The sequence below is a fragment of the Mycolicibacterium vaccae NBRC 14118 = CIP 105934 genome, assembly GCF_001552715.1.
GTDB lineage: Bacteria > Actinomycetota > Actinomycetes > Mycobacteriales > Mycobacteriaceae > Mycobacterium > Mycobacterium vaccae.
On the sequence record NZ_BCRS01000083.1, the window covers coordinates 1 to 26,374 of the forward strand.

Consider the following 26,374-nt stretch of genomic DNA (forward strand, 5'->3'; position numbering starts at 1 on the left):
AGCGGTCACCGTCGACGTCGCGGGCGATCCACCCGCCGGTCGCGCCGCGGCGGGCGTGGAAACGGACATCGTCGACCTCCGGGACGTCGCGGGCCGGGAGGCCGGGGGCCGCGAGGTCGGGGGGCGCGCGCTCGACGGCCCCGTCGCCCTCAATGCCGCATCCGATCTCATCGACCGCGTCTACTCGATCTCCCGATACTGGGCCAACTACGTGTCGTTGGACCTCGGCCCGTGGTTGATCAACTGGATCCCGTTCGGCTACCTGATCTCCGATCAGATCTTGATCTGGTATCCGAACTTCGTGCTGCCCGTCGTCGACAGCTTCGTCTACGACTTCCTCGATCCGGTGGTCAACGACCCGCTGAACCTGAACGTGTGGCTCGACGGCCTCGGAGACATCGTCAACACCGCGCTCACCGGTGTCTACAACGGCATCGTCAGCGAGGTCCGGTACGTGCTGGACTTCGGCTGGTTCCCGATCCCGTTGCCGCCGCTGCCCAGCTTCCCGCTTCCGTCGGCGTCCGTATCGGCAGCCGGCGTCGAGGCACTGTCCTCGTCCGTGGCCGACGAGGCCGCAGGTGGTGCACAGGAAGGCACGGACCAACCCGCCGAGACCGCCGACAAACCCGCCGAGAAGAACACCGAGGCGCCGGTGCAGGAAGAGACCGGACCGGCTTCGGAAACCGGGACCGAAACCGGATCGCCGGAGGCGTCAGACGACGGCACCGCACCCCCGGCCGAGGACGTCGACCCCGGGACCGAGCCCGAGGAGACGGACCCGGAGGAGCCCGCCGAGGACGTCGAGGACGTCGACGACGTGGAGGAAGTTGACGCGGGCGCCGAACTGGACGAGGAGACGGCCACCGAGGACGCCGACACCGACACCGGCACGGATCCGCAGGAGCCGACCTCCGGTCAGGACGGCGACGGCACCCCCGCGGGCACCGACAGCGCTGGCACGCCGGCGTCCGGCGGCTGAACCGGCTATTCGCCGACGGCGGTCTGCACCCGCCCACCCGGGTAGGGCAGGTCGATCCCGTGTTCGTCGTAGGCCCGCAGGATCGCCCGCCGGAGCTTGCGCTGCACCGACCACTGCGCGTTGGGCCGGACCTTCACCGTCATCCGCAGCCTGATCAGGTCCGGCGAGAGTTCCTGCACACCCAACATCTCGGGTTCACCGATCACCTTTCCCGCCAGCGCGGGGTCGGCCACGGCCTCTCTGGCGGCCTCCACCGCGACCTGTTCGGCCCGGTCGACGTCGGCGGTCAGCGCCACCGGCACCTCGATCCGGGCAACCGCGTACTCCTGGCTCATGTTGCCGACCCGGGCGATCTCGCCGTTACGGACGTACCAGAGCGTGCCGTCGATGTCGCGGACCGTGGTGATGCGCAGACCCACGCTCTCGACCTCGCCGACCGCTTCGCCGAGGTCGACGGTGTCTCCGACCCCGTACTGGTCCTCCAGCAGCATGAACACACCGGTCACGAAATCGCGGACCAGGTTCTGCGCACCGAAGCCGATCGCCAGCCCGACCACACCGGCCGAGGCGATGAACGGCGCGATGTTCACGCCCAGGACGTTGAGGACGGCCAGCACCACCCAGACCAGCAGCACGATCGACACCGTCGACTTCAGCACCGAGCCGATGGTCTGGGCCCGCTGCTGACGCCGTGCGATGACCTGCTCGTTGGTGGCCGAGGACGGCACGCGGTCGCGTAGATAGCGCACCAGCGGCGGCGTCCTGCCGCGCTCCGTGTCGGCCGTGGTGCGGTCCTTGCGTGACCTGGCGGTGGTCGCGCGGTCGATCATGCGGTGGACGACGAACCGGATGATCAGCGCGACGACGACGTACGCGACGATCCGGATCGGCACCTCGATGAGCCAGTGCCTGCTGGTGTCCGTCCATTCGAAAGCCAAAAGGGAGACATCCATGTGTTCCCACCATAGGTGACCGGATCCGGTGCGCGACCGCGGCCGGGGTTGCCCGGTGACGTGACAGGATCGTGGTGTGACAGTCGTTCTGGCGCTGCGGTGCGCAAATGGAGTGGTTCTGGCATCGGACTCACAGATCACCGATCCCGGGCGTGGCCTGACCTATCCGGCACAGAAACTGCACACCCTCGGCACCCACGCGGCCTGGGGTGGCAGCGGTTCCCGGGCGGTGCTCTACGACGTCGAGCAGGTCTTCACCGAGGAGCCCGACTCGGTGCTGGAGGCCAGGAACGTCGGGCACGCACTGCAGGCCCGGATACTGCCGATCCTCAAGCACCATTACGCGAACTTCATCGCCGACGTGCCCGCCCAGGAGGCCAGCGGCACCCCGGCGACCTATGTGCTGGCCGCCGGTTACGCGGGTGGGGACCCGTTCATCATCGACATCGATCCCAACGGCCTGATCGGTCATCACGAGGAGACGGGATTTCAGGCCATCGGCAGCGGCGCCGCGATGGCCCAGCAGGCGCATGCGCTGCTGGCACATTTCGGGATGACCGAACGCGACGTGGACTACGGGGTGGTCGCGGCGCTGCGGGTGCTCGACGCCCTGGATGCGTCCTCACCCAGCGTCGGCGGCCCGATGGACATCTGCCGCATCACTCCCGACGGAGCCGAGCACCTGACCCCGGAAGAAGTCAAAGAGGTTCGGCGCCAAGTCGATCGGTGGGTCGAGCTGGAGCACCAGGCCCTCGATCAGCTCTTCGATCAGCGCGACTGACCCGCATCGGCCGGGGCGGACTCGACGGTGACGAGTTCGCTGAGCCCGCTGATGGTGAACACCGTGACGAGCAGCGGGTTGACGATGACGGTGTCGATCCGCTCGGCGCAGGCCGACAGCGCGCTGATCACCGCGCTGTCCACGTATTCCACCGCGGCGAGATCGACGACGATACGGGCATCACTGCCGGCGGACTCCACGGCAGCGGCGAGCGCCTGCTTCAACGCGTCGACGTTGCTGAGGTCGATCTCACCTGCCGCGGTCACGGTGACGGCCCCGTCCGGGCGGCGGGCGATGTCGAGGGAGAGCTCGGTGAACATCAATCAGATCCTGGCGTAGAGGCGAACGGTGGTTCCTGAGGTGCCGTGGTCGATCGTGACATCCTGCATCAGGCCCCGCATCAACATCAGTCCCCGACCGCGATGCGTGTCCAGGGCGGGCTGGGGACGCTTCCACGATCCGGTATCGGCGATCGTCAACTGCACCCGGTCGACCAGCGCCGTGGCCTTGAGCTTGATCGTGCCTCCGGGACTGTGCCGGTGGCCGTGCTCGATGGCGTTGGCGACGGCCTCCCCTGCGGCGACCAACACATCCATCACCTGGCCGGGTTCCAAACGGGCACTGGTCAACCAGTTCCGCAACGCCTTGCGGGTCGAGGCCAGATGGCTGACGTCGGCCGGGAAGTCCAGTTCCAGCGGGGCGGGGTGCCGGTACAGCAGCAGCGCGACATCGTCCTGATAGCCCGAACTCGGTGCCATCTGCGACATGATGTGATCGGCCAGCTCCTCGAGCGGGGAGGCGCGCTGCTCCTCGAGCAGCGCCGCGGCGCGGGAGATCCCCTCTTCGAGGAGCACCCGGCGCCGCTCCACCAGACCGTCGGTGTAGAGCAGCAGAGTCGAACCCGCCGGCATCGTGAAGCTGGCCTCGGGGCGGTGCCGGCCCACCCGCAGCCCCAGCGCGATCGTGTGTGCATCGGTGAGCTGCTCGACGGCACCATCTGCGTGGACCAGGATCGGGGGTGGGTGCCCGGCACTGGAATACACCAGTTCGCCGGTGGCCGGGTCGAGCACCGCGCACACGGCGGTGGCGCACTGGGCGCCGGGCAGCCGCGCCGCGAAACGATCCATGCCCGCCAATGCCGCAGCGGGACTTGGGTTGTCGAAGAGCAGAGCCCGGCATGCACTGCGCACCTGGCCCATCACCGTCGCGGCGGACAGCCCGTGGCCGACACAGTCACCGACGATCATCGCGATGCGTCCGTCGTCCAGGTCCACCACGTCGTACCAGTCTCCGCCGACCTGCAGCGGCCGACTGGCGGCCTGGTAGCGCACCGCGAATCCGTGCGGAAGATCGGCCGGCCCGAGGATGGCGTGCTGCAGCGCCAACGCCGTCTCGCGCTGCTGATCGACCCGGTGGACGCGTTGCAGTCCCTGGCTGAGCCGACCCGCCAGCACGGTGAGCAGAGTCTGGTCCTCGAGCGTGAACGCCCGCTGGTCGGTCAGATCGATCCAGACCACCAGCACTCCTTCGGGATGCTGGACCGCGATTCCGGCCGTCCCGGGCTGGGAGGTGTTGGGGGTCAGCAGATCTGCATCCCGCAACGCTTCGAGTGCCTGCCGGGTCTGCGTCGGCAGGTCGACCCACTGCACGTCCTCACCGACCGCCACGACCTTGGGCGCGGCGTCCGGCGGCACGGCCTGAGTCGGGAAGGTGACCGCCAGCACGCGACGGGCCCGCCACAGCCTGCGCAACTCCTCGGTCGCGGCGATCAGCGCAGAGTCAACCGAGTCCGCCTGCGCGAGTTCCTGATTGAGCGCATGTTCGCGGCCGGCGGCCAATGCCAACGCGATCGCGGCGTGCCGGGCGAAATCGCTGACCAGCTCCAGATAGTCGTTGTCGAACGCCGCCTGATGGGGCCGGCGTGCCACGGCGATCACACCGAGGACCGCCTCATCGGCAATCAGCGGCATCACGATCGCCGAGCGGTCCCCCACATCGGTGAACCCCTCGATCGGATACTGGAAGGAATCGGTGATCAGCGGGAGGCCACGCCGCGCCACGCCGCCGGTGGTGGAGCCGTCCATCGGGACCTGGCGGCCGATCACCTCGGAGGCGTACCGGCCCGCCGTGGCCGCCACCACGAGCGTGTCGACGTCACCTGTGGGCACCTCGGGCTCCGCCGGCACCAGCAGGATCGCCTGTTCGGCGTCGGCCAACTCCAGAGCGAGATTCACGATGAGCTGCAACGGCCCGGTCTGCGGATCGCCGGACAGCAGCGCAGTGGTGATCTCGCGGCTGGCCTTGGTCCACTTGGCCGACTCACGTTCGCGCTCGAAGAGGCGGGCGTTGTCGATCGCGGCGGCCGCGGCTGTCGCCAGCGCACGCACCGCGCCTTCCTGGGACTCGGAGAACTCCCGGCCCGGCCGGTCGTCAGCAAGATAGAGGACGCCGAAGTCGTTCCCGCGTACGGTGATCGGGATACCGAGCATGGCGCTCAACGTCGGATCCGGCGAACCCGCTTCGATCTGCTCGCCGAGCCGGCGCGCGGAGACGTCGTCCAGTCCCTCGCACACGAAGTTGGCCAGGGAACCGTCGGCGGCTCTGATGCCCAGCGCCGCATAGCGGGCGCCACTCAACTCCATGGCGCCGTGCACGATCCGGTGCAGGGTCACGTCCAGGTCCAGATCGGAACCGATCGCGACGATGACCCGCACCAGCCGTTCCATCTGATCCCGGGCAGCGACGACGTCGTCAAGATGTTCGCGCACCGGATTCACCGACTCCCGCCGGGTAACCAGACACATCCCGTTCGCTGCATGGACTAAACCTAGACCTATACCCTCGTTCGCCGCTGCGAGCCCGGTCCGACGCATTGGCCGGGTGACGGATAAGAGGGGCGAGCCCGCTCGTACCTTCGTTTTCCGGATCGCGCTGGTCGTTTATTGCATGGCCGGGGTTTGCCGGTTCTGGGTTACAGTGCCCCACCGTGGGGAAATTGACTGTATCGATAATTGGGGTCGCTGTGGGGCTCGCGTTCGCGCCCGTCGCGAGCGCCGGACTTGCGCCCGCGCCGTTGCAGATGGGCTCCGACTGCGATCCCAACTACTCGGGCGCCTGCGTTCCGATCGCGAGCGACGTCGACTGCGCGGGCGGCAGCGGCAACGGTCCGGCCTATGTCTCGGGTCCGGTGACCGTCGTCGGACAGGACATCTACGGTCTGGATCGCGACGGCAACGGCACCGGCTGCGAGTAGGCCATCCAGCCGCGCTGAAAGCAGCTCAGCCCCAGGCTCATTGGACGATCGTCTGGGAGGCGTGGTTGACGGCGCGCTGACGGGGTACCTCAGCCTGCGAGGAGGCCCCTATGAACATCCACTCGTTACTGCGGTCCGCAGAATCGGCCAGTGCAGTCGATCAGCCGGCCGACCGCGCCGCCGACACGGTCGAGCGCATCATCGGCGGTCGTGCGATCGGGTCGGCGTTGCGCGGATCGTGGCTGGGACATCCGGTCCATCCGCTGCTCGTCACCCTCCCGCTGGGATCGTGGATGACGGCCCTGCTGTTCGACCTGGCACTCCGGGATCGCACGACAGCGCGCCGACTGCTGGGCGTCGGCCTGCTGGCCACCCCGCCCACGGCGATCGCGGGCTGGGCCGACTTCCCGCTGCTCAATCGGGAACAGCGGCGGGTGGGCCTGATCCATGCGGCGGTCAACATCGTCGGGGTCACGGCGTTCGCGCTGGCCTACCGCGCGCACCGCAAGGAGCGCCACCGCCGCGCAACCGTGTTGACGGTGGCCGGGCTGCTCGTCGTCAGTGTCGGCGGCGCGCTCGGCGGACACCTGTCCTACGCGCAGGGCGCCGGCGTGCACCGGTGGCAGGCGCCGCATCACGGCGCAGATCTCGTCTCCTACGCGCGCGGCCGGGCCGCCTGATTTTTCGAGGTGTGTGGGGCGGGCGGGGCTCGAACCCGCGACCAATGGATTATGAGTCCACGGCTCTAACCGACTGAGCTACCGCCCCGTGCTGGTCAGATGGGTGCCGTTGAATCGCTGTTCGTTCAACTTCACCTTCGCGCGACACTCCACGATCAGCAGGGGAAACTCTAGCCGTCCACAAACCCCGACTGCACTCCACCCAACACGAACTCCACAAGCAGACGAATCACGGTTTCCTGTCATCACGAACCGGCGCCGACCGCTAGCATTCTTTGCTATGGGGGAGCCAGTGAGCACGGATGAACTGATCACCAAATGGGGCGTCCCGGCAGGAGCAGCCCTCCTCGGGATCATTCTGCTGATCCTGGCCTCGGTTTCCGGTGTCGAGATCTTCACCCTCTTCGCGGTGATCTCGTTCGTCGCCGCAGCGATCACTGGGGCGCAGGCGTTGCCGTCCCGGCAGGTACCCCCGATGCCGATATCGACAACACCGGTGCCGCCGATGGAACGGCAGGCGCGGCTGCAGGAAGTCTTGGCTCAGGATGTGGCGGTGAGCCGGGGACGGTTGGAGTCGGTCACCCCGTACAGCGCGGTGATTGTGACGGGTCGGCCGGTGAACCACATTCTGCACTTGTTGTTGACGGTGTTTCTGTGCGGGTTTTGGCTGCCGATCTGGGTGTTGATTGCTTTGACGGGTGGGGAGAAGCGGTCGGTGTTGGCGGTGGATCAGTGCGGGAACATCAGCCGGCGGTGAGACCCGTGGAGGTGATTGATGCGGAGTTGTCTCTCCTACCTTGTCGTTGCCGCATTTCTCGCGGTCGGATGCACCCGCCCCGCCGTAGCACCGACACCCGTCCCGGAACCCCCGCCGCGGGGATGGATCAGTGAAACCACCTGGCCCTACCCATGGCCGTTCACTGTTCCCGCCGGGGTGGTGACGTGCTCCCCGATGGGTCCGCTCGGCCAGCCTGGGGTGACGTTCACCGCGGACGACAAGGTGTACGGCATCAACGGTGTAGCCCAACGCACCCTCCCGTCGGTCGACGCGATCTGGCGCGACGGCGCCGACCTTGGCCCGATCATCGACAAGGGGCTGCGGATGTGCGACTAGCCCTCGAGATCCTGCGAGTGAGTAGTTCGGCGAGCTTTCCCATCGCGCCCCGATGCTGCTTTAGGTCCGGTTCGGCGTAGAGGTGCTGCACCTTCACGGTGGTGTGCCCGAACAGTTCCATCCTGGTGGCTTCATCGACTTGGGCTCTTCGTGGCAGGGTCGCCGCGGTGCTCCGCAGTGTGTGCTGCCGGCGGTGCGGCATCCCGGCCAGTTCTAGGAGGCGGCGCCACGCTTTCTGGTCCTGCGATTGGGAAATCGCCGACCCGTCGAGGTGGGTGAACACGAGGTTGTGCGGGTTGGGTTCGCGGCCCTCAGGCGTTCAAGGATGTCGTGCGACGGCTTGGTGATCGGGATGGGCTGCTCTTGGGTGGCCTTCGTCTTCGGCCGCGTCCACACCAGGGAGCGTTCGCAGTCCTTGAACTCGAACCCGGTCTCGAAATCCCAGTGCGCCTGTGGGCAGAACGACACGCGCTTCTTCCGGCGCGGATACACCCCGTAAGTGGGGAGCGCCGCAGCGGTGAACTTTCTTCAGCTCTCGGAACTGCCAGGAGATGTCGAGCACGTCGTGCTTCACGCCGACTCGGTCCCACGTCAACCCTAGGATTTCGCATTCGCGCCTGCCGGTCATGAACCCGGCCTCCACCGTGCCGCCCACGTTTCGTCAGATGACTGTTCAGCCACCGCCGCCTTCACCGCAAACCGCAGGGTGGTGTACGCCTTCTGCCCGTTCCGCGGGGAGTACTGGGCGGCGATCTCGTCGCGCACATCATCGGGGGTGAGCTTGTCCAACCGCTTCGACCCGATGGGGGGTTGATGTACAGGCGGACGGCGGTGGCGTAGGAGCGGTGCGTTCTCCGGGTCGACGCGGGGCTTGTGGATCTCCAACCACTGATCCAACCGGTGGAGAGTTTCGCCCGCCCGCCCGACACTTTGAGCCGGCGTCGATCTGCTTCTTCAGCTCGCGGCGTTTCTCATCGCCTTGCTGCGACTCTTCGCGGTGACGCGCTTCTGCTCGCCGCCGAGGTGGTCTCGTACCCAGATCAGGCGTTGGGCTTGGACGTTGACGACGTGGCCGTAGGCGGGCCAGTTGGGGTCGCCGTGCTGGCGCATCTGCTCGCGCACTGCAGCTTTCGCGCCGACCCGGTCGCTGACCTTGAATCCGGTCACTGCTGATCCAAGCGCGAGATAGACGGACAAGCCCAGGGCTTCTCACACCAGCGACACCGCCACGCGTCGGTTTCTTGGATATGGAAGGTCCGAACCGAGTACTCGTGCGACCGCTTACGTAGCAGAGTGGACAGTTCTTCGTTGACGATTGGGGAGCCCTCTCGATAACTTCACAGAGCCAGCAAACACCCGAGTCCGCACTGTACCTTCAACTTCTCCTTCGGCTGCCGAACTGAGCACTGTTTCCACCCACCTCGATACACTTGCGACTAGGCACTTTTACTTATCGCCGCGCTTGGGTGTACCCCAAATAATGGATTATGAGTCCACGGCTCTAACCGACTGAGCTACCGCCCCCGGCGCGACATGCGCGGCCACCATGGTCGCACACCACGGTTCACGCAAATATCGTCTGGCCCCGCTCGTCGACCTCGTAACGCTCCGTACCCTCGGCCACCCGCGGCGCATCGGCGGCCAGCGAGACCGCGATCTTGTTCGCCGCGTTACGCATCACGTCCAGCGTCAGTTCCACCATTTGCTTGCCGGAGAAGTGCCGGCGCACGCCGTCGGCGACGGCGGGCTCGATCCGCGACGGCGCCCAGATCAGCGCGTCGACATAGCGCAGCGCGGCCTTGTGCGCGTCGGTCAGGCCGTCGGCCGCTTCGAAGTCGGCGATCTGGCCGTACATCTCCTCCGAGCCGCCCGCGTCCAGGGCGTGGCCTTCCCGCAGCGACTTGCACAGCCGGCAGTTGTGCGCCTGCGCCCCGCGCAGCCGGACGACCTCGGTGGTCAACGGGTCCAGCTCGTGCAGCCGTGCCACCGCGGGCACGAACCCGCCGAGCAGCGTCTCCACCGGATCGGCCGCCGTGTCGATCTGCACGTCCGGCATCCAGCCCGGCCTGCCCAGATCGAGCGCATCACAACCGGCCCACACCCGGGGCAGGAAGTCGGCGATGAACACCGTGACGACCACCCGGAAAGCGTTGTCCCCGAACGTCTCTCCGAAACGTTGGCGCAGATTGTCCCCGATGCCGGTGACGTCGACCGCGAACTGCTCGGCGAACGCCGTCAGCACCGCGTCGCTCTCGGTGTGTTCGTCGGGCACGTCTGTGGGGAACGGCAGCGGCGGCAGGGACAGCGCCCTGGCACAGGTCAGCCGGATCTTGGTGTCGGCGTGCGCGTCCCCGCAGGACAACGCGGCCAGGCCGGTCAGCTGCTCAGGCAGCTCACGCTCCGTCACCCCCGCATTATTGCGCCTGACTGACCGAGGACATGTGGAAGTCGGGAATCCGCAGCGACGGCATCTGGGCACGGGTCGCCCAGTCGCCCCATTCCCGCGGCAGCGTGACCTCGCTGCGCCCGGCTTCGGTGGCGCGGCGCAGCAGATCCAGCGGGCTCTCGTTGAACCGGAAGTTGTTCACCGCAGCGGTGACCTGACCGTCCTCGACCAGGTAGACACCGTCGCGGGTCAGCCCCGTCAGCAGCAGCACCGACGGATCGACCTCGCGGATGTACCACAGCGTGGTCAGCAACAACCCCCGCTCGGTGCCCGCGATCATGTCCTGCAGGCTCGCCGTCCCACCGGTCATCAGCAGGTTGTCCGCGCCCACCGCCACCGGCGCGTCGAACTCCGCGGCAGCCGCTCTCGGATAGGCTAGCGCGTTGATGACGCCGTCGCGGATCCAGTCCACCCGGTCGACGGGCAGACCGTTGTCGAACACCGACGCCCGCTCCGACGAACTCGTCGCCGTGACGAACGGCGCGCACTCCAAGCCCGGCGCGCCCGGGTCGGAGTACAGCGTCAGCGGCAGCGAGGTGAGCTTCTCCCCCACCCGGGTGCCGCCGCCGGGCGCGGCCAGCGCGGTCCGGCCCTCCTGCGCCCCGCGGCCACCCATCGTCCACGTCAGATAGATCATCATGTCGGCCACCGTCGACGGCGGCATCAGCGTCTCGTACCTTCCGGCGGGCAGCTCGACGGTGCGCTGCGCCCAGGACAGCCGGGTCGCCAGGTCCTCCAGCATCGAATCCGTCGGGACATCGACGAAATCCGGTGTGCTGACCCCGCTCCAGGCGCTGGCTCCGTCACGCTTGGCGTTGATCTCCACCGACCCGTTCGGCTGGGTGTAGCGCCTGCGCAGTCCGTTCGAGGTCGCGACGAACGTCGTCTCGAGCATGTGCCGCGCGTAGCCGAACAGGGTGTCGCGGCCCCGGAATCCCCGCGCCAGAGTCGTTGCCACGTCGCCGAACACCTCGGCCCCGGTCCGCGGGATCTCGGCGTCCCAGTCGGCCGGCGGGTCGCCGCCGGCAAGCGCAGGAGCGCTGTCGCGCGCCGGTGGCGCCGCAGCGGCCGCGTTCTGGGACGCGGCCACCAGATCGGTGATGACCGCCGGGTCCACCGCACTGGAGCGCACGGTTCCCACGTGCGCGTCCTCGCCCTTGCGCATCACCGAGATGACGGTGGTGGTGCGGCTGGTCGATTCGCCGTTGGTGGTCATCGTGTTGTTGGCCCACCGCAGCGACGCGTCCACCCGGTCGGTGACCAGCACGATGGTCTCGTCCGCCCGGCCCAGCCGCCGCGCCTCGTTCAGCGCGAGCTCGACCACCAGTTGTGCCCCGATCATCGTTCTACCGCCCGCCTTCTTCGCGCGTGTTCAACACGTTGATTCCCCGGAACAACGCCGACGGGCAGCCGTGGCTCACCGCGGCGACCTGACCGGGTTGGGCCTTGCCGCAGTTGAACGCGCCACCGAGGCGCCAGGTGGACTGTCCGCCAACGGCTTCCAGCGCACCCCAGAAATCGGTGGTGGTCGCCTGGTAGGCGACGTCGCGCACCTGGCCGGCGAGCTCGCCGTTGCGGATGCGGAAGAAGCGCTGCCCGGTGAACTGGAAGTTGTACCGCTGCATGTCGATCGACCAGCTCTTGTCCCCGACGATGTAGAGACCGTCGGACACCCCGGCGATCAGGTCCGCGGTGCTGACGTCCTGCGCGGCCGGTTGCAGCGACACGTTGGCCATCCGCTGGATCGGCACGTGGTGTGCGGAGTCGGCATACGAGCACCCGTTCGACCGCCCCACCCCGAGCCGGGGCGCGAACACCCGGTCGAGCTGGTATCCGACGAACACGCCGTCCCGCACCAGGTCCCAGCTCTGCGCCCGCACCCCTTCGTCGTCGAAGCCCACCGTCGCGAGGCCGTGCCGGACGGTGCGGTCGGCCGTGACGTTCATCACCGGCGAGCCGTAACGCATCCGCCCGAGCTTGTCCGGGGTGGCGAACGACGTTCCGGCATAAGCGGCTTCGTATCCGATCGCCCGGTCGTACTCGGTGGCGTGCCCGATCGACTCGTGGATGGTCAGCCACAGGTTCGTCGGGTCGATCACCAGGTCGGTGGGCCCGGCGACCACACTGGGCGCCTTGACCTTCTCGGCCAGCAGCGAGGGCATCTCCGCCAGTTCGGCGGTCCAGTCCCACACCTCGTCACCGGCCACGGCTTCCCAGCCCCGTCCGGTGGGCGGGGCCAGTGTGCTCATCGACTCGAACGACCCGGCCGCGGCGTCCACCGAGACGGCGTCCAGGGTGGGCAGCACGCGCACCCGCTGCTGGGTGATCGACGAGCCGAACGTGTCGGCGTAGAAGGTCTGTTCCTTGGCGGTGTTCAGCCACGCGGAGACGTGGTCGACGCCGTTGCCGGTGGCCAGCAGCCGGCCCGAATAGTCCTCCAGGACTGCGATCTTGTCCTGCGTCGGCACGGTGAACGGGTCGATCCGGTAATCCGACACCCAGGAGACGTCCCGGTAGACCGGCTCGGGCGCGAGCTCCACGCGTTCGGCGTTCAGCGGCGCCAGCGTGCTCGCCACCCGCACGGCGCGGCGGGCGGTGTCTGCGGCGGCGGCGGTGTCCAGCTGTGCGTGCGCGGCGAACCCCCAAGTGCCGTCGACGATCACCCGCACCGCCAGCCCGATCTCATAGTCGGAGACCGCGGTTTCCAGCGCGCCGTCGCGCAGTTGCACGGATTCGGTGGTGCGGGCGTGGATTCGGAGGTCGGCATAGCTGGCGCCCGCCTGGGTCGCCGCGGTCAGGGCCGCGTCGGCGAGAGCGTGGCGCGGCAGCGCAAGGAAGTCCGGATCGACGGTTCGGGCTGTCACGCCTTCACACCGTAGCGGGGTTCAGCGTCGGCTGCCGCTGGTGCCCAGGATCGTCAGCTCCAGCGCCAGTGCGATGCCGCACACCAGGATCACCACGGCGAACGCCACCCAGTCGCGGCGCTTGGGCCCCGACGGGGCCGCCGAGATCTGCCCTGCCCCACCGCGCGCGGTGATCGCGTCGCCCATCTCGTCGGCCCTGCGCAACGCGACGGTGACCGCGGCGGCGAGCATGTCGATCAGGCCGGACGCCCGCTGGCGCAACCGCGAGCGCCGGCTGCCGTCGACCTCGCGGGGCCGCAGCCGGCGCGCGGCGTAGAGCACGCTGAACTCGTCGACCAGCATCGGGAAAGCCCGCAGCGCCAACGCCAGCGTGACCGCCCAATCGTCGACCGGGATACGCAGCGAGCGCAGCGGACGGCCGAGTTTGGCCACCGCAGGCGCGACCTCGGCGACGTTGGTGGTCCACGACACCATGGCGCCCAGGCCCAGCAGCACGATCGAGAGCGCGGTGATCCGCAGGAAGTTCAGCAGCCCGCCCAGGCCGATCTCGACCGACCCGATGCCGACCACCGGGCTGCCTCCGGCGAAGGTCGCGGTGACCCCGCCCAGCAGCAGCAGGAACCACAGCCAGCCCGGGATCGAGGGCAGCACGCCCCGAGGGATGCGGGCCAGCATCGCGCCGGCGACCACCAGCAGCGCCACCGCCCCGATCGGCACCCAGCCCGGGTAGAACGTCAGCAGCACGCCGATCCCGGCCACGATCAACAACTTCGAGCCCGCCCAGAGCCGGTGCATCACGGTGTCGCCGGGCACCGGGCGCAGCAGCACCACCTGCCTGCGCGGCTTGCGGGGCGCGGCGGCGGTCACGACCGGCCTCCGGCCGTGGTCGGGGCGGGCGCCAGCCTGCCGTTCTCCAGATGCACCGTGCGCGGGCACAGCTCGTCCAGACCGGCGAAGTCGTGGGAGATCACCACGACGGTCAGCCGCTCGCGGCGGCGCAGGTCTTCCAGCAGTCGCAGCAGCCCCCGCGCCGATTCGGCGTCGAGCCCGGCCAGCGGTTCGTCGAGGATCAGCGCACGCGGCGAGCGGGCCAGCAGCCCGGCCAGCACCACCCGTCTCATCTGCCCGCCGCTGAGCTGGTCGATGCGCCGCGTCGCCAGGCCCGGATCGAGGCCGACGGTGGCCAGCGCGGCGATCACCCGGTCGCGCTCGCGCACCGAGAACCCTGCCGCCGAGGCGATCTCGTGGGCGACGTGGCTGCGCATCAGCTGCAGCCGGGCGGCCTGGAATGAGATGGCCACCGCGCCAACCTGTTCGGAGACGGGTTCACCGTCGAGCAGACAGCTGCCCGTGGTCGGCACGGTCAGGCCCGCCATGATCCACGCCAGCGTGGACTTGCCGGAACCGTTGAGACCGTGGATCAACACCCCGTCGCCCTCGTGCACGGTGAGGTCGATGCCGTCCAGCGCGGACTTGGCCCACGGGGTGCCGTTGCCGTACTGGTGGCCGACCCCGACGAGCTCCAGGACGGGCGTGCCGCGCAGTTCGTCGGCGGTCGCGGCCGGTGCTGGAACGTCGGCCTGCTCCACCATCTCGGTGTTGTCGTCGGCGCCGTTGCCGGCCAGCATCACGGTCCGGTCGGCGGCCTCGGCCTCGTTGTTGTAGTGCGTGATGTGCACCAGCGAGGTGCGGTGACGCCGCGTCAGACCCGACAGCACCGACATCAGCCCCTCGCGGCCGTCCTGGTCGACCATGCTGGTGACCTCGTCGGCGATCAGCAGCGACGGCTCACGGGCCAGCGCGCCGGCCACGGCCAGGCGCTGCAGTTCGCCGCCGGACAGGCCGCCGGTGTCCCGTTCGGCCAACCCGTCGAGCCCGACCTCGGCGAGCAGCTGGTCCACGTCGACCGCGGCTCCCGGCGGCAGTCCCCAGACCAGGTCGTCGGCGACCCGGGTGCCCAGAACCTGACTCTCCGGATGCTGCATCACCACCGCGGTGCCACCGATCTTGCCCAACCCGACCGCCCCGGGGCGTTGCACGGTTCCGGAGGTGGGCTCGCGCCCCGACAGCACGAGCATCAGGGTCGTCTTGCCCGAGCCGTTGGCGCCGGTGACCGCCAGATGCTCTGCCGGCTTCACGGTCAGCGACACGGGACCGAGCGCGTCGTGCGCGGCGCCGGGGTAGCGGAACCGGACGTCGTGCAGCTCCAACGGGACCGGGGCGATGGCGCCGACGTCGGCGGAGGCTTCCAGCTTGTGCACGTCGGGCACCTCCACCAGCCGGCCCAGCACCCGCGACAGCGCCCACCAGCCGACCAGGCTGACGAAAGTGATGCTGACGACGCCGGAGGCGAAGAAAAGCAACGGCCAGTAGTCCAGCGCGGTGGCGAAGTCGCGGGTGAGCCGTTCGGCGACCGGCTCCATGCCCGGCACCCGTTCGATGACCGCCGCCAGACCGGTGATGTTGGCGGTGACCGAGTCGAACATCAGGTTGCGCAGCCGGCTCAGCACGGCCAGCGCCGCCACGATGACGACCCCGAACAGCGCGCCCGCGATCAAGGCGCAGCCGATGACCGTCGGCGTACCGCGTCCGCGCCGTTTGACGATGCCGGTCAGGCCCCCGATGTAAGCGCAGTTCACGACGGTCATGAAGCCGCCCATACCGGCGATGAGGAACGCGACCACGCCGCCGGCCACCGTCGCGGCCAGCAGCACCCGGAGCCGGTAACGGTAGGCGAGCAGACCCATCGGCACGGTGCCCAGCAGCGACAGGCCCGCCGCGAACGGCACCACGACCGCGATGATCGCGATGGCCGCGCACAGCGCGCCCATCACCGCGGCCTGGGCGAGTTCGACCGGTTGCAAGGGTCCGGTACGTCGAGGGACGCGCTCCGGGCCGGCCGATGTCATCTCACGATTCTGCCAGTCTGCTGTCCGCCGGCCGACGGCCCGGGCTGTGACCGGCACCACGGCGTGCCTCGATTTGCCCGGTCGGGCCTGTGTGACCATGGGCGCATGTCGACCACGCTCGGTTCAGATCTGCTCTCGGTGGTGGCCCGGATCAACCGGCTCGCCAACCAGCGGCTCCGGATGCCGGTCCCGTTCGCCCAGGCCCGACTGCTGTCCACGATCGAGGACCGCGGCGAGGCCCGGATCTCGGATCTGGCTGCGCTCGATCACTGCTCGCAACCGACGATGACCACGCAGGTGCGCCGTCTGGAGGACGCCGGACTGGTCGCCCGGGCCGCCGACCCCAATGACGCGCGCGCGGTGCTGATCCGGATCACCCCCGACGGTGTCGCGGCGCTGCGTCAGGCCCGCGCGGACCGCGGGGCGGCCGTTGCGCCGTACCTGGAGCGCCTCAGTGCGGCCGACCGCGCGTGCCTGGAGCAGGCGGTCGGGATCATGCGCCGGATCATCGAGGACGCGACGACCCAGAGCCCGTCACCGCGCTGAGACAGCTGATCAGGTGACCGCCACACCGATCAGGTAGCCCACGAAGTAGGTCACCGCGATCGCCGCACCGCCGAGCAGCAGCTGACGCGTGGCCGCCCACAACCGCGGCTGGCGGGTGAACCGCGCCGCGGCGCCGCCGACCAACAGCAGACCCGCGCCGCCGCACGCCAATCCGGCCCACAGCGACGCGTACCCGAGCAGGTACGGGATCAGCGGGATCACCGCGCCGATGGCGAACAGGAAGAACGACGAGAACGCCGCCACCCAGGGCGACGGCTTCTCTTCGGGGTGCACTCCCAACTCCTGCACCAGGTGGAAGTTCATCGCCTTCTGCTCGTCGCGGTGGATCTCCTCGGAAGCCTTTTTCGCCGTCTCCGGCGACATCCCCATGTCGGTGAGCATCGCCACCAGCTCGGCGCGCTCGTCGTCGGGGTGGCTGCGGAAGGACCGGCGTTCCACCCGTACTTCGGATTCGATCTGCTCGTTGGCCGTCGTCACCGACGTGTACTCCCCCAGCGCCATCGAGAACGCGCCGGCCAGCAACCCCGCGACGCCGCTGATCACCACGGTGTGCGCGTCCGCACTGGCGGCCACGCCCGCGATCAGCGCGGTGTTGCTGACCAGTCCGTCCATCGCGCCGAACGTGGCCGCGCGCAGCCAGCCGCCGGTCACATCGGCGTGCCGGTGATGAGGTACGTGCGGCATTCCCGTCGGTGACAGCGGCTGCCCGGATGTCGGCATGTGCTCGAGTGAACACCGGCCTCTGGCGCAGGCACAGGTCAGGTTCCCCTCAGGTTTGCGACATCACAGTTTGTGCGCAGTCTCTGCGGGCTACCGTCGAGGCATGACCACCACTGCCGAGCACTTGCGCAACTCGTTGGACGGTCGCTTCCGGGACGTGAAGAACCGGGTGCGCCGCGAGCTGAGCAACGAGATCTTCCGGCCGCACTACACGCCCAACACCGTCATTGCCCGCACCAAGGTGGCCGAGCAGATGAAGATCATGGCCGCCCGAGGGGCGGCCGAGGACGGCTTCAAGAAGGAGCACGGCGGCAACGGCGACGTCGGCGCCGCGGTCACCCAGATCGAGATGCTCGCGATGAGTGACCTGTCGTTGATGGTCAAGGCCGGTGTGCAGTGGGGTCTGTTCGGCGGCGCCATCGAGAATCTCGGCACCGAACGGCACCATCAGGCCTACGTCAAGAAGCTGATCAATCTCGAAGTGCTCGGCTGTTTCGCGATGACCGAGACCGGTCACGGCAGCGACGTGCAGTCCCTGGAGACCACGGCCACCTACGATCCGGCCACCCAGGAGTTCGTCATCGACTCCCCCACCCCGTCGGCGCGCAAGGACTACATCGGCGGTGCGGCCGAAACCGCCCGGGTGGCAGCGGTTTTCGCGCAGCTGATCACCCCGGACGGCGTGACCCACGGCGTGCACTGCTTCGTGGTGCCGATCCGCGACGAGGACGGCAACGACCTGCCCGGCGTGACCACCTCGGACTGCCACTACAAGGGCGGGCTGCCCGGTGTGGACAACGGGCGCATCCAGTTCGACAACGTCCGGGTGCCCCGCGAGAACCTGCTCAACAAGTACGCCGACGTCGCACCCGACGGGACGTACAGCTCCCCGATCGAGAATCCCAACCGCCGTTTCTTCACGATGCTCGGCACCCTGATCCGCGGCCGGGTCACCGTCGGCGGCAGCGCCGGCGCCGCGGCACGCGTCGCCCTGGACATCGCGACCCGGTATGCGTTGCAGCGCAGGCAGTTCTCCGACCCCGACGGGGGCGAGGTGCTGCTGATGGACTACCTGGTGCACCAGCGCCGGCTGTTCCCGCTGATCGCCCGCTCGTATGCGCTGCAGTTCGCCCAGAACGAGCTGGTCGCCAAATGCCATGAGCTGCAGACCTCCGACGACCCCGACCCCGAGGAGCAGCGCGAACTCGAGTCACGCGCGGCGGGCCTGAAGGCGGCCAACACCTGGCACGCCACCCGGGCCATCCAGGAGGCGCGTGAAGCCTGCGGCGGCGCAGGTTACCTCGCGGAGAACCGACTCATCGCACTCAAGGCCGACACCGACGTCTTCACCACCTTCGAGGGCGACAACCATGTGCTGTTCCAACTCGTGGCCAAAGAACTGCTCACCGCCTACGCCGACGACATCAAGGGTATGAGTCCCGTCGAGTGGGTGCGCTTCGCCGCCAGTTTCGCCGGCGAGCGGGTGCTCAAACGCACTGCCGCGCAGACGATCATGCAAACCGTCCTCGACACCCGCCAGGACAACGAGGAAGAGGGCAGCCTGTTCAACCGCGGCACCCAGGTGCAGATGTTCGAGGACCGCGAGGAGTACATGGTGGCCTCGGTGGCGCGACGGCTGCAGGGCAAGTCCAAGGAGATGAGCGCGTTCGAGGCGTTCAACGCGGTGCAGGACCACGTGCTGCACGTGGCCCACGCCCATATCGACCGGATCGTCCTCGAGGCGTTCGTCGCGGGCATCGACGCCTGCCAGGACCGGACGGCCCGCGAGATCCTCGGCATGGTGTGCGACCTGTACGCGCTGTCGGTGATCGAGGAGGACAAGGCCTGGTTCGTCGAGCACCGGTTCCTGTCCACCGAACGCGCCAAGGCCGTCACCCGCGCCATCAACGACCGTTGCCGGCGGCTGCGGCCGTACGCCGAGTTGCTCGTCGACGGGTTCGGCATCCCCGAACAGTTGCGCTACGCCGAGATGCTGCATCCCGAACACATTCCGGACGCCGACGAGCACACCCCTCAGCACGCGACCAGCGCGGGGACGATCTAGCGGCGGACGGTCACTGGTTCGGTATCGGGTCCAAGACGGTCAGCCTGCCCTCTTCCAGGGTCACCCGGGCTGTGCCGATACCGGTCGGGCAGCACGGCTCATCCTGGCCCTGACGCCACTGGTACTGCACCACGGCGTCATGCTCGCCCTGCGGGGTCACGGTGATGTACGGCTTCGGGTCCATCGTCGGCGGGCCGACGGGCTCCTCACCGTCGAAGAAGAACACCTGCTGCGGGCTGTCGGCCGCGTCGCCGGAGGTCACCACGACCCACTGCATCCGGCAGTCGGCCGCGCTGCCCCTGTCGATCTCGCGCCAGATCCCCGCGGGCAGCAGCGACAGCTCGGACTCCACGACCTGCTCCGTCGGGCCCGGGCCGCAGTCGGCCGCCGTACTCGTCGGCGGCGGCGACGGCGGGCTCCAGCCGCATCCGGCGGCGACCGTGGCCGCACCGGCCAGCACGGCCAGCGTCAGGTGTCTGCCCCGAAGAGGCGCAACTCGCATGCGCCCCACAATAGGCGGGTGCCTCGGCCGGGCGTCAAAGCGCTTCCAACCGTTCGGCTTAACCGCAGCCGCCGCCCCACGGAGTGGCACCGCACGGCGTCTTGGCGCGGATCTGCGGGCTGAACGACGCGGTCTTCAGCGTCGTGGGGTCGGGGGCAGGCTCGACCGTGGCGCCTTCGCCGCCGTCGTGATACGAGCCGCTCTTCGGAAAGGTCCCCGCCGGCGCGACATCGACGCCGACAGCGCCCACCAGCGCGGCCGCACCGATCGCCGCGGCGGCGACCCGGAATGTGATGGACATGGCGTTCCCCCTCTACCGGAAGGACGCGAAACCCGTTGAGGCTCAAAGGCTGCAGATCTGCGTTGGTAAGTACAGCGTATCCACGCCACAGCGGCGCTGCGCGCTTTGTCAGCGGTCTCCCACCAACGCCACAGCAGACTTCCTGCTCCCCCGCCTGGACTCGAACCAGGAACCCTTCGGTTAACAGCCGAATGCTCTGCCAATTGAGCTACAGGGGATTGCCCTCCCGCGGTCTGCGCCGCGGGCCAGAGAGCACTCTAGCCTACGTCTGCGCGAAGGTGCCAATGTGTTCCCGGCACGGCGCGCGGGCCCCCCGGTGAGGCAGGATGGACACCGACACGTCACCTCACTTCAAGACCTCCGGGAGGAGCCCTGTGATCGGGTATGTCGCAGCTGCGGCCGTCGGCTACGTGATGGGAACCAAGGCCGGGAGGCGGCGTTTCGAGCAGATCTCGGGCACGTACCGCGCGCTCACGGCCAGCCCGGCGGCCAAGGCCGTCATCGATGCCGGACGACGAAAGATCGCCGAGCGGGTGTCCCCCGACCCGGCGCTGGTGAAGTTGACGCGCATCGACTCCGGCACCGAGGTTCTGGAGCCGGAGCAGATGGTGCGGAGAAACCCCTAGCTGCCGCCGATACCCCGGCTGATCGTGGTGCCGGGCAGCAGCGGACCGGTGTAGAAGCCGAAGCCGTTCTCACCGAAACCGAACTGCGGGGTGCCGATCGTGGCGCCGGTGCCGTTGGAGTAGGACAGGCAGTTGCCGTCCTCCTTGTTACCGAACCAGGCCAGGCAGGCCGGGCCGGCAGTCGACTGCGGGGCCTCCGCGACGGCCAGCGACGCGTACATCGGAACGGCGACCGCGGCGGCGGCGACAGCCCCTGCGACCAGCCGCATCTTGTTGCTCTGGATCTTGCCCACCATCACAGCTCGCCTTCTCCCCGACGTTCGATAAAGCCCACCATAACTCTCCTATCGGCTTCACGCAGTGAGGTCGTTACCGCTGGCCTGTTCCAACAGACTGCGGCGATACGCCTCCATTGCGACCAGGTCGCCGAACAGGGCGTGGTATTCGTCACTGTGCTCCACCGGCGACATCCGCTGCAGCTTGGATTTGACCTCGGCGATCTGCCTGCCGATCCAGACCTCCTGCAGCCGGGCCAGCACGCCGCCGATGTAGCGCGGCAGCCGCTCGTCGTCGGCGTTGATCGCCTCCACGCCCAGCTCGTTGACCAGGTTGCCGACCTCCGGCGCGGCCAGCTGCTCTCGGACCATCTCGATCCACTGCGCGCCGGTGGCACCCGACGCGGTGCCGCCGGCGGCTTCGATGGCCGCGCGCACGGCGGCGTAGCCGGGGTGGGTGAAACTTTCCGCGGCCAGCGAGTCGAACACGGGCCCGGCCAGTGCGGGGTACTGCAGCGCGGATTTGAGGGCTTCGCGCTGCGGCCACAACGTCGGGTCGGCGGGGTCGGGCCGCAGCATCCGGGGCTCGCCGGAACTGTGCGCCGCAGGCGTCGGGGTCTGCTCCCGGGCAGCGCCACGCCTGCGAGAACGCTCCGGCAGCCCCCGCTTGGCCGCCTCCTCGCGGACCCGGTTGAGCACCTGGCTCTCATCGCTCCAGCCGGTCCAGCCCGCGAGGCGGCGCGCGTACTCGTCACGCAGCGCGTAGTCACGGATGCGCGACACCAGCGGCACACACTGACGGAGCGCGTCGACCTTGGCGTGCGGGTCGTTGTCGAGGACGTCTCCGGCCGGGATCAGGCTGCGGACCGCGAACTCGAACATCGGGATACGGCGCGCGACCAGGTCGCGCAGCGCGCCGTCGCCGGACTTCAACCGCAGGTCACACGGGTCCATCCCGTCGGCGGCGACGGCGACGAATGATTTGCCGGCCACCTGCTGGTCCCCGTCGAATGCCTTCAGCGCGGCGGCCTGCCCGGCGGCGTCGCCGTCGAACACGAAGATCAGCTCGCCGCGGTACCAGTTGTCGTCCATCATCAGCCGGCGCAGCAGCGCCAGGTGACTGTCACCGAACGCGGTGCCGCACGACGCCACGGCGGTGGTCTCCCCGGCCAGATGCATGGCCATCACGTCGGTGTAGCCCTCGACCACGACGGCCCGGTGCGACTTGGCGATGTCCCGCTTGGCCAGGTCGAGGCCGAACAGCACCGAGGACTTCTTGTACAGCACAGTCTCGGGGGTGTTGACGTACTTGGCTTCCATCTGGTCGTCGTCGAAGATCCGCCGGGCCCCGAACCCGATGACCTCGCCGCCGCTGGCCCGGATCGGCCACAGCAACCGGCGGTGGAAGCGGTCCATCGGCCCGCGCCGCCCCTCCCGGGACAGGCCCGCGGCCTCCAGCTCCTTGAACTCAAAGCCCTTGCGCAGCAAGTGTTTCGTCAGGGTCTCCCACCCCGACGGGGCGAAACCGCAGCCGAACCGGGCCGCCGCGGCGGCGTCGAAGTTGCGCTCGAGCAGGTACTGCCGCGCCGGCGCGGCCTCGTCGGTCTGTAGCTGTTCGGCGTAGAACTCCTGCGCGGCGGCGTTGGCGGCCAGCAGCCTGCTGCGACTGCCGCGGTCACGCTGGACGTTGGTGGTGGATCCGCCCGTGTAGGTGACGGTGTAGCCGACCCGGTCGGCGAGCAGCTCGACGGCCTCGACGAAGCTGACGTGCTCGATCTTCTGCAGGAACGCATAGACGTCGCCGCCCTCACCGCAGCCGAAGCAGTGGAAGTGTCCGTGGTTGGGGCGCACGTGGAACGACGGGGACTTCTCGTCGTGGAACGGGCACAGCCCCTTCATGGAATCCGCGCCCGCGCGCCGCAGCTGCACGTAGTCGCCGACGACGTCCTCGATGTTGACGCGTTCACGGATGGCGGCGATGTCCCGATCCGGGATCCTGCCCCGCCCTCGAGTCGCTTCAGCCGCCACGCGGTCAGTCTAGAGGCCGGGGCGACCGCGCCTCGTGCACTCGTTCCAGTCGGCCCTCGGTGTAGGAGGCGATCTGGTCGACGACCACCCGCAGACGCGCGCCGTCGTCGGGGGCGGCGGCGAAATCCGCCGCGAACTGCGGGTCCAGGCTGCCGGGCGCCTGCCCCCACAGGGCCAGCGCGACCTCCTGGATCCGGTTGCGCTGATCGGCCTGGATCTGCAGGTGCCGGTGATCGGACATGATGAACTGCAGCGCGAGGGTCTTGAGCAGCGCCACCTCGGCCCGCACCAGGCTGGGCACGGCCAGTTCGGCGTCGAAACGGCACAACGGCCCCGGCCCCGCGACGTCCCGGGTCGCGGAGACCGCGGCGTTGGCGAACCTGCCGACGAGCTCGCTGGTCAGCGCCTTGAGGGCCACCGACGCGGCCAGGGTGCCGTCGAACTTGCCGACCGCTGCCACCACCGGCACCTGCGAGAGCCGCTCGGCGGCCGCCATCACATCGTCGGGGGTCAGCGACGGGAACGACTTCGCGCCCACGTGGGCCAGCGAGGCGGCCGCGTCGGCGTCGGCGAGCACCCGCAGGTCGATGCGTCCGGAGATGACGCCGTCCTCGACGTCGTGCACCGAATACGCGACGTCGTCGGCCCAGTCCATCACCTGCGCCTCCAGGCACGGCCGCTCGGCGGGGGCGCCGTCGCGCACCCACTGAGCCGCGGCCATGTCGTCGGCGTAGAACCCGAACTTGCGCCGACCCTCCTGCCGCGGCCACGGATACTTCGCGACCGCGTCCAGCGACGCCCTGGTCAGGTTCAGTCCGGCGCTGCGGCCCTGCGCGTCAAGTACTTTGGGCTCCAGGCGGGTCAGGATGCGGAAGTTCTGGGCGTTGCCCTCGAACCCGCCGAACGCCTTGACGATCTCGTCGAGCGCGCGTTCCCCGTTGTGCCCGTAGGGCGGGTGGCCGATGTCGTGGGCCAGGCCTGCGAGGTCGACGAGGTCGGCATCACAGCCCAGGCTGACCGCCATCCCTCGGCCGATCTGGGCCACCTCCAGCGAATGCGTCAACCTGGTACGCGGCGTCTCGCCGTCCCGGGGACCCACGACCTGGGTCTTGTCGGCCAGCCGCCGCAGCGCGGCGCAGTGCAGCACACGGGCCCGGTCCCGGGCGAAATCGGTGCGGGTCTCGGTGCCCGTGCCCGGCAGCGCGGCACCCTTGGGCCGTTCGACCACCAGGCGCTGGCGGTCGAACTCGCTGTAGGGATCACGCGACGTGAGATCAGTGGACACCGACGCACAGTCTGCCAGGGGTGATCGCCCGGTCAGCACAGCCGTGCGGGCGTGCCGCACTACATTGGCGGACATGCGTGTCGCCCGCCTCCTCTCCATGTTGCTCGCCGTCCTGACCGTCGGACTCCTGTGCGCACCGGGAGCGGCGGCCGAGCCGCCGCTGCGGCTGCCCACCTACGTCACCGACAACGCCGGCGCCCTCGACGCGGCAGGCAAGGCCGAGGTGCAGGGTGCGGTGGACCGGCTGTACAACGAGCGGCGGCTGCGGCTGTGGGTGGTGTTCGTCGAGACCTTCGACGGCCAGAACGCACAGGCGTGGGCGCAATCCACCTACCGGATCAGCGATCTGGGCAGCCAGGACGCGATCCTTGCGGTGGCCACCGGCGACCGCGCCTACGCGCTGCTCGCCCCCACCGAGGCGGTGCGCGGGGTCGACGTCGACAAGGTCCGGCGTGACGACGTGGAACCGCTGCTGCGCACCGGCGACTGGGCCGGTGCGGCGGTGGCGGCGGCCCAGGGGCTGGCCGGCGGCGGTGGCGGTGGCGGGTCGGTCAGCTGGGTCGCCATGCTGGTGCTGCTCGGCGTGATCGGGCTGATCCTGGCCGCGCTGGTGGTGTGGCAGCGTCGCCGCAGGCGCAAGCGCCGCGAGGCCGAGTTCGCCGCGGCGCAGCGGCTGGACCCGTCGGACCCCGACGCGCTGGCGTCGGTGCCGCTGGACGCGCTCGACGACCTGTCCCGCAAGATCGTCGTCGACGTCGACAACGAGGTGCGCACCAGCGAGAGCGAATTGGCGCTGGCGGTCGAGGAATTCGGCGAGCAGGACACCGCCGCGTTCACCCGGGCGGTGGCCAACGCCAAGAAGACGCTGACTCAGGCGCTCAACGTCCGGCACATCCTCGACGACGCGGTGCCCGAGACCCCGAGGCAGCGCCGCGATCTGCTCACCCGGGTCATCGTGTCCGCCGCGAAAGCCGATCAGGAACTCGAAGCGCAGCGGGAGGCGTTCGCCGGGCTGCGCGACCTGGTGATCAACGCGCCCACCCGGCTGGACGCGCTGACCCAGAAGATGATCGACCTGACCGCGCGGCTCACCCCCGCCGAGCAGACGCTGGAGCAGCTGAAGTCCCAGTTCGCCGAGACCGCACTGGTTTCGGTGGCCGACAACATCGAGGAGGCCCGGCAGCGGCTGGCGTTCGCCGACCAGAGCATCGGCACGGCCCGCAGCCTGGTGTCGCGGCCGGCCGACAGCCAGGCCGGTCTCGTCGATGCCATCCACGGCGCCGAGGCCGCGCTCGGCCAGGCCCGCACCCTGCTCGACGCGGTGGACAGCGCCGCCACCGACATCAACCGTGCGGTGGCCGGTCTGCCCGCCGTCATTGCCGACATCCAGAACGGCATCAACCAGGCCGGGGCCCAGCTGGCGCAGGGTTCGGTCGCGGTGGCCACCGAGCTCAGCACGGCCAGAGACGCCGCGGTGCAGGCGGTTTCGTTCGCCCAGAGCGAGGGTGGCGCCGACCCGCTGGGCGCGTTCACCCGCCTGACGCAGGCCGACGCCGAGCTGGACCGGCTGCTGGCCGAGGTCGCGCAGGAGCGGGAGACCATCGAGCGGCTCAGCCGCACCTACGACCAGGCGCTGTTCAACGCGCAGTCGCGGGTGCGGGCGGTGTCGGACTACATCGACACCCGGCGCGGCGCCGTCGGCCCGGAGGCGCGGACCCGGCTCGCTGAGGCCGTCCGGCAGTTGCAGGCTGCCCGCGACAAGCGCGAGACGAACCTGAACGAGGCCATCGCGCACGCCAACGGCGCCGCGATGCTCGCCGCCCAGGCGCAGTCCCTGGCCAACGCGGACGTCGCCGCCGCCCAGCGGCACTTCAACGGGCCGCGCGGCGGCGGTGGCGGTCAGATGGGCGCTGTGGTCGGCGGCATCCTGATCGGCAACCTGCTCTCGGGCGCACTGCGGGGCGGCTTCGGCGGCGGCGGCTTCGGTGGCGGGTTCAGCGGCGGTGGCGGTGGATTCGGCGGCGGC

25 protein-coding genes, 3 tRNA genes and 1 pseudogene are annotated in these 26,374 nt (G+C 69.3%); 10 read left to right on the top strand and 19 right to left on the bottom strand.

The features are described 5' to 3' along the window. Positions 1-979, top strand: a 979-nt coding sequence (locus MVA01S_RS31315; RefSeq protein ID WP_060941644.1) for an ICP22 family protein, incomplete at its 5' end; no start/stop codon positions are given. 5 nt (positions 980-984) lie between these two features. Here the strand turns inward: MVA01S_RS31315 and MVA01S_RS16670 are convergent. Further along, complete coding sequence (locus tag MVA01S_RS16670) at positions 985-1,932, bottom strand: mechanosensitive ion channel family protein (protein ID WP_003933288.1); 948 nt, start codon at positions 1,930-1,932, stop codon at positions 985-987. 76 nt (positions 1,933-2,008) lie between these two features. Here MVA01S_RS16670 and MVA01S_RS16675 point away from each other — a divergent pair, with 76 nt between their 5' ends. Then, positions 2,009-2,713 carry an Ntn hydrolase family protein gene (locus MVA01S_RS16675; protein ID WP_040542995.1) on the top strand — a complete coding sequence of 235 codons (705 nt, stop codon included), beginning with the start codon at positions 2,009-2,011 and terminating at the stop codon, positions 2,711-2,713. Here the strand turns inward: MVA01S_RS16675 and MVA01S_RS16680 are convergent. Further along, positions 2,701-3,033, bottom strand: a complete 333-nt coding sequence (locus tag MVA01S_RS16680; RefSeq protein WP_003933290.1) for an STAS domain-containing protein — start codon at positions 3,031-3,033, stop codon at positions 2,701-2,703. The two genes, MVA01S_RS16675 and MVA01S_RS16680, sit on opposite strands and share 13 nt — an antisense overlap. Positions 3,034-3,036: 3 nt before the next feature. Next, on the bottom strand, positions 3,037-5,517 hold the full coding sequence (locus tag MVA01S_RS16685; protein WP_040542996.1) for a SpoIIE family protein phosphatase: 2,481 nt from the start codon (positions 5,515-5,517) through the stop codon (positions 3,037-3,039). A gap of 218 nt (positions 5,518-5,735) precedes the next feature. Here MVA01S_RS16685 and MVA01S_RS16690 point away from each other — a divergent pair, with 218 nt between their 5' ends. Beyond that, the gene (locus MVA01S_RS16690; RefSeq protein ID WP_003933292.1) at positions 5,736-5,966 is read left to right on the top strand and encodes a hypothetical protein; all 231 of its coding nucleotides are present in this window, start codon (positions 5,736-5,738) and stop codon (positions 5,964-5,966) included. Between the two features lie 110 nt (positions 5,967-6,076). Beyond that, positions 6,077-6,646 (top strand): DUF2231 domain-containing protein, encoded by a 570-nt coding sequence (locus MVA01S_RS16695; protein WP_003933293.1) that lies wholly within the window; start codon positions 6,077-6,079, stop codon positions 6,644-6,646. Positions 6,647-6,660: 14 nt separating this feature from the next. Here the strand turns inward: MVA01S_RS16695 and MVA01S_RS16700 are convergent. Continuing rightward, positions 6,661-6,734: transfer RNA gene (locus MVA01S_RS16700), tRNA-Ile, on the bottom strand. 204 nt (positions 6,735-6,938) lie between these two features. Between MVA01S_RS16700 and MVA01S_RS16705 the strand changes: the two genes are divergently transcribed. Next, complete coding sequence (locus MVA01S_RS16705; protein WP_204249571.1) at positions 6,939-7,403, top strand: hypothetical protein; 465 nt, start codon at positions 6,939-6,941, stop codon at positions 7,401-7,403. 195 nt (positions 7,404-7,598) lie between these two features. Beyond that, a complete protein-coding gene (locus MVA01S_RS31320; protein WP_003933295.1) occupies positions 7,599-7,760 on the top strand; it encodes a hypothetical protein in 162 nt (53 codons plus the stop codon). Here the strand turns inward: MVA01S_RS31320 and MVA01S_RS32370 are convergent. The 8 genes and pseudogenes from MVA01S_RS32370 to MVA01S_RS16745 form a co-directional block, all read right to left on the bottom strand. Then, a pseudogene (locus MVA01S_RS32370) lies at positions 7,729-8,052 on the bottom strand (tyrosine-type recombinase/integrase); the annotation flags it as partial. The gene MVA01S_RS31320 and the pseudogene MVA01S_RS32370 sit on opposite strands and share 32 nt — an antisense overlap. Positions 8,053-8,714: 662 nt before the next feature. Next, positions 8,715-8,927, bottom strand: a complete 213-nt coding sequence (locus tag MVA01S_RS16715; RefSeq protein ID WP_003933297.1) for a hypothetical protein — start codon at positions 8,925-8,927, stop codon at positions 8,715-8,717. A gap of 264 nt (positions 8,928-9,191) precedes the next feature. After that, positions 9,192-9,281: transfer RNA gene (locus MVA01S_RS16720), tRNA-Ile, on the bottom strand. 43 nt (positions 9,282-9,324) lie between these two features. Continuing rightward, entirely contained in the window at positions 9,325-10,167 is an 843-nt protein-coding gene (locus MVA01S_RS16725; protein ID WP_003933298.1) for a carboxymuconolactone decarboxylase family protein, read from the bottom strand. A gap of 7 nt (positions 10,168-10,174) precedes the next feature. Next, positions 10,175-11,548, bottom strand: a complete 1,374-nt coding sequence (locus tag MVA01S_RS16730) for a metallopeptidase TldD-related protein (protein ID WP_003933299.1) — start codon at positions 11,546-11,548, stop codon at positions 10,175-10,177. A 4-nt stretch (positions 11,549-11,552) separates the two neighbouring features. Further along, complete coding sequence (locus tag MVA01S_RS16735) at positions 11,553-13,070, bottom strand: TldD/PmbA family protein (RefSeq protein WP_003933300.1); 1,518 nt, start codon at positions 13,068-13,070, stop codon at positions 11,553-11,555. 21 nt (positions 13,071-13,091) lie between these two features. Further along, complete coding sequence (locus tag MVA01S_RS16740) at positions 13,092-13,937, bottom strand: energy-coupling factor transporter transmembrane component T family protein (RefSeq protein ID WP_003933301.1); 846 nt, start codon at positions 13,935-13,937, stop codon at positions 13,092-13,094. After that, positions 13,934-15,979 carry an ABC transporter ATP-binding protein gene (locus MVA01S_RS16745; protein WP_003933302.1) on the bottom strand — a complete coding sequence of 682 codons (2,046 nt, stop codon included), beginning with the start codon at positions 15,977-15,979 and terminating at the stop codon, positions 13,934-13,936. Before MVA01S_RS16745 ends, MVA01S_RS16740 begins: the two co-directional genes overlap by 4 nt. A 105-nt stretch (positions 15,980-16,084) precedes the next feature. Here MVA01S_RS16745 and MVA01S_RS16750 point away from each other — a divergent pair, with 105 nt between their 5' ends. Further along, positions 16,085-16,525: a MarR family winged helix-turn-helix transcriptional regulator gene (locus MVA01S_RS16750; RefSeq protein WP_003933303.1), complete on the top strand. Its 441-nt coding sequence runs from the start codon at positions 16,085-16,087 to the stop codon at positions 16,523-16,525. Positions 16,526-16,534: 9 nt separating this feature from the next. Here MVA01S_RS16750 and MVA01S_RS16755 read toward each other — a convergent pair whose 3' ends face one another. After that, positions 16,535-17,266: a VIT1/CCC1 transporter family protein gene (locus MVA01S_RS16755; RefSeq protein ID WP_040542998.1), complete on the bottom strand. Its 732-nt coding sequence runs from the start codon at positions 17,264-17,266 to the stop codon at positions 16,535-16,537. A 103-nt stretch (positions 17,267-17,369) separates the two neighbouring features. Here MVA01S_RS16755 and MVA01S_RS16760 point away from each other — a divergent pair, with 103 nt between their 5' ends. Continuing rightward, positions 17,370-19,331 (top strand): acyl-CoA dehydrogenase family protein, encoded by a 1,962-nt coding sequence (locus MVA01S_RS16760; protein WP_003933305.1) that lies wholly within the window; start codon positions 17,370-17,372, stop codon positions 19,329-19,331. A gap of 10 nt (positions 19,332-19,341) precedes the next feature. Here the strand turns inward: MVA01S_RS16760 and MVA01S_RS16765 are convergent, their stop codons facing one another. From MVA01S_RS16765 to MVA01S_RS16775, 3 genes are all read right to left on the bottom strand, one after another. Continuing rightward, positions 19,342-19,833, bottom strand: coding sequence for an LppP/LprE family lipoprotein (locus MVA01S_RS16765; protein ID WP_040542999.1), 492 nt, complete (start codon positions 19,831-19,833; stop codon positions 19,342-19,344). A gap of 58 nt (positions 19,834-19,891) precedes the next feature. Then, entirely contained in the window at positions 19,892-20,134 is a 243-nt protein-coding gene (locus MVA01S_RS16770) for a hypothetical protein (protein ID WP_003933307.1), read from the bottom strand. A 145-nt stretch (positions 20,135-20,279) separates the two neighbouring features. Beyond that, positions 20,280-20,352: transfer RNA gene (locus tag MVA01S_RS16775), tRNA-Asn, on the bottom strand. A gap of 156 nt (positions 20,353-20,508) precedes the next feature. Between MVA01S_RS16775 and MVA01S_RS16780 the strand changes: the two genes are divergently transcribed. Beyond that, positions 20,509-20,760, top strand: a complete 252-nt coding sequence (locus tag MVA01S_RS16780; protein ID WP_003933308.1) for a hypothetical protein — start codon at positions 20,509-20,511, stop codon at positions 20,758-20,760. Here the strand turns inward: MVA01S_RS16780 and MVA01S_RS16785 are convergent. The 3 genes from MVA01S_RS16785 to MVA01S_RS16795 are packed head-to-tail and all read right to left on the bottom strand — an operon-like array spanning position 20,757 to position 24,423. Further along, a complete protein-coding gene (locus MVA01S_RS16785) occupies positions 20,757-21,056 on the bottom strand; it encodes a DUF7155 family protein (protein ID WP_040543000.1) in 300 nt (99 codons plus the stop codon). The genes MVA01S_RS16780 and MVA01S_RS16785 overlap by 4 nt on opposite strands. Before the next feature lie 57 nt (positions 21,057-21,113). Beyond that, positions 21,114-23,063, bottom strand: coding sequence for a DNA primase (dnaG, locus tag MVA01S_RS16790; protein ID WP_003933310.1), 1,950 nt, complete (start codon positions 23,061-23,063; stop codon positions 21,114-21,116). Positions 23,064-23,067: 4 nt separating this feature from the next. Next, a complete protein-coding gene (locus MVA01S_RS16795; RefSeq protein WP_003933311.1) occupies positions 23,068-24,423 on the bottom strand; it encodes a deoxyguanosinetriphosphate triphosphohydrolase in 1,356 nt (451 codons plus the stop codon). On the opposite strand from MVA01S_RS16795, the gene MVA01S_RS16800 reads away from it, so the two are divergent. Further along, positions 24,422-26,374: TPM domain-containing protein (locus MVA01S_RS16800; RefSeq protein ID WP_060941645.1), on the top strand; the 1,953-nt coding region annotated here is incomplete at its 3' end. The two genes, MVA01S_RS16795 and MVA01S_RS16800, sit on opposite strands and share 2 nt — an antisense overlap.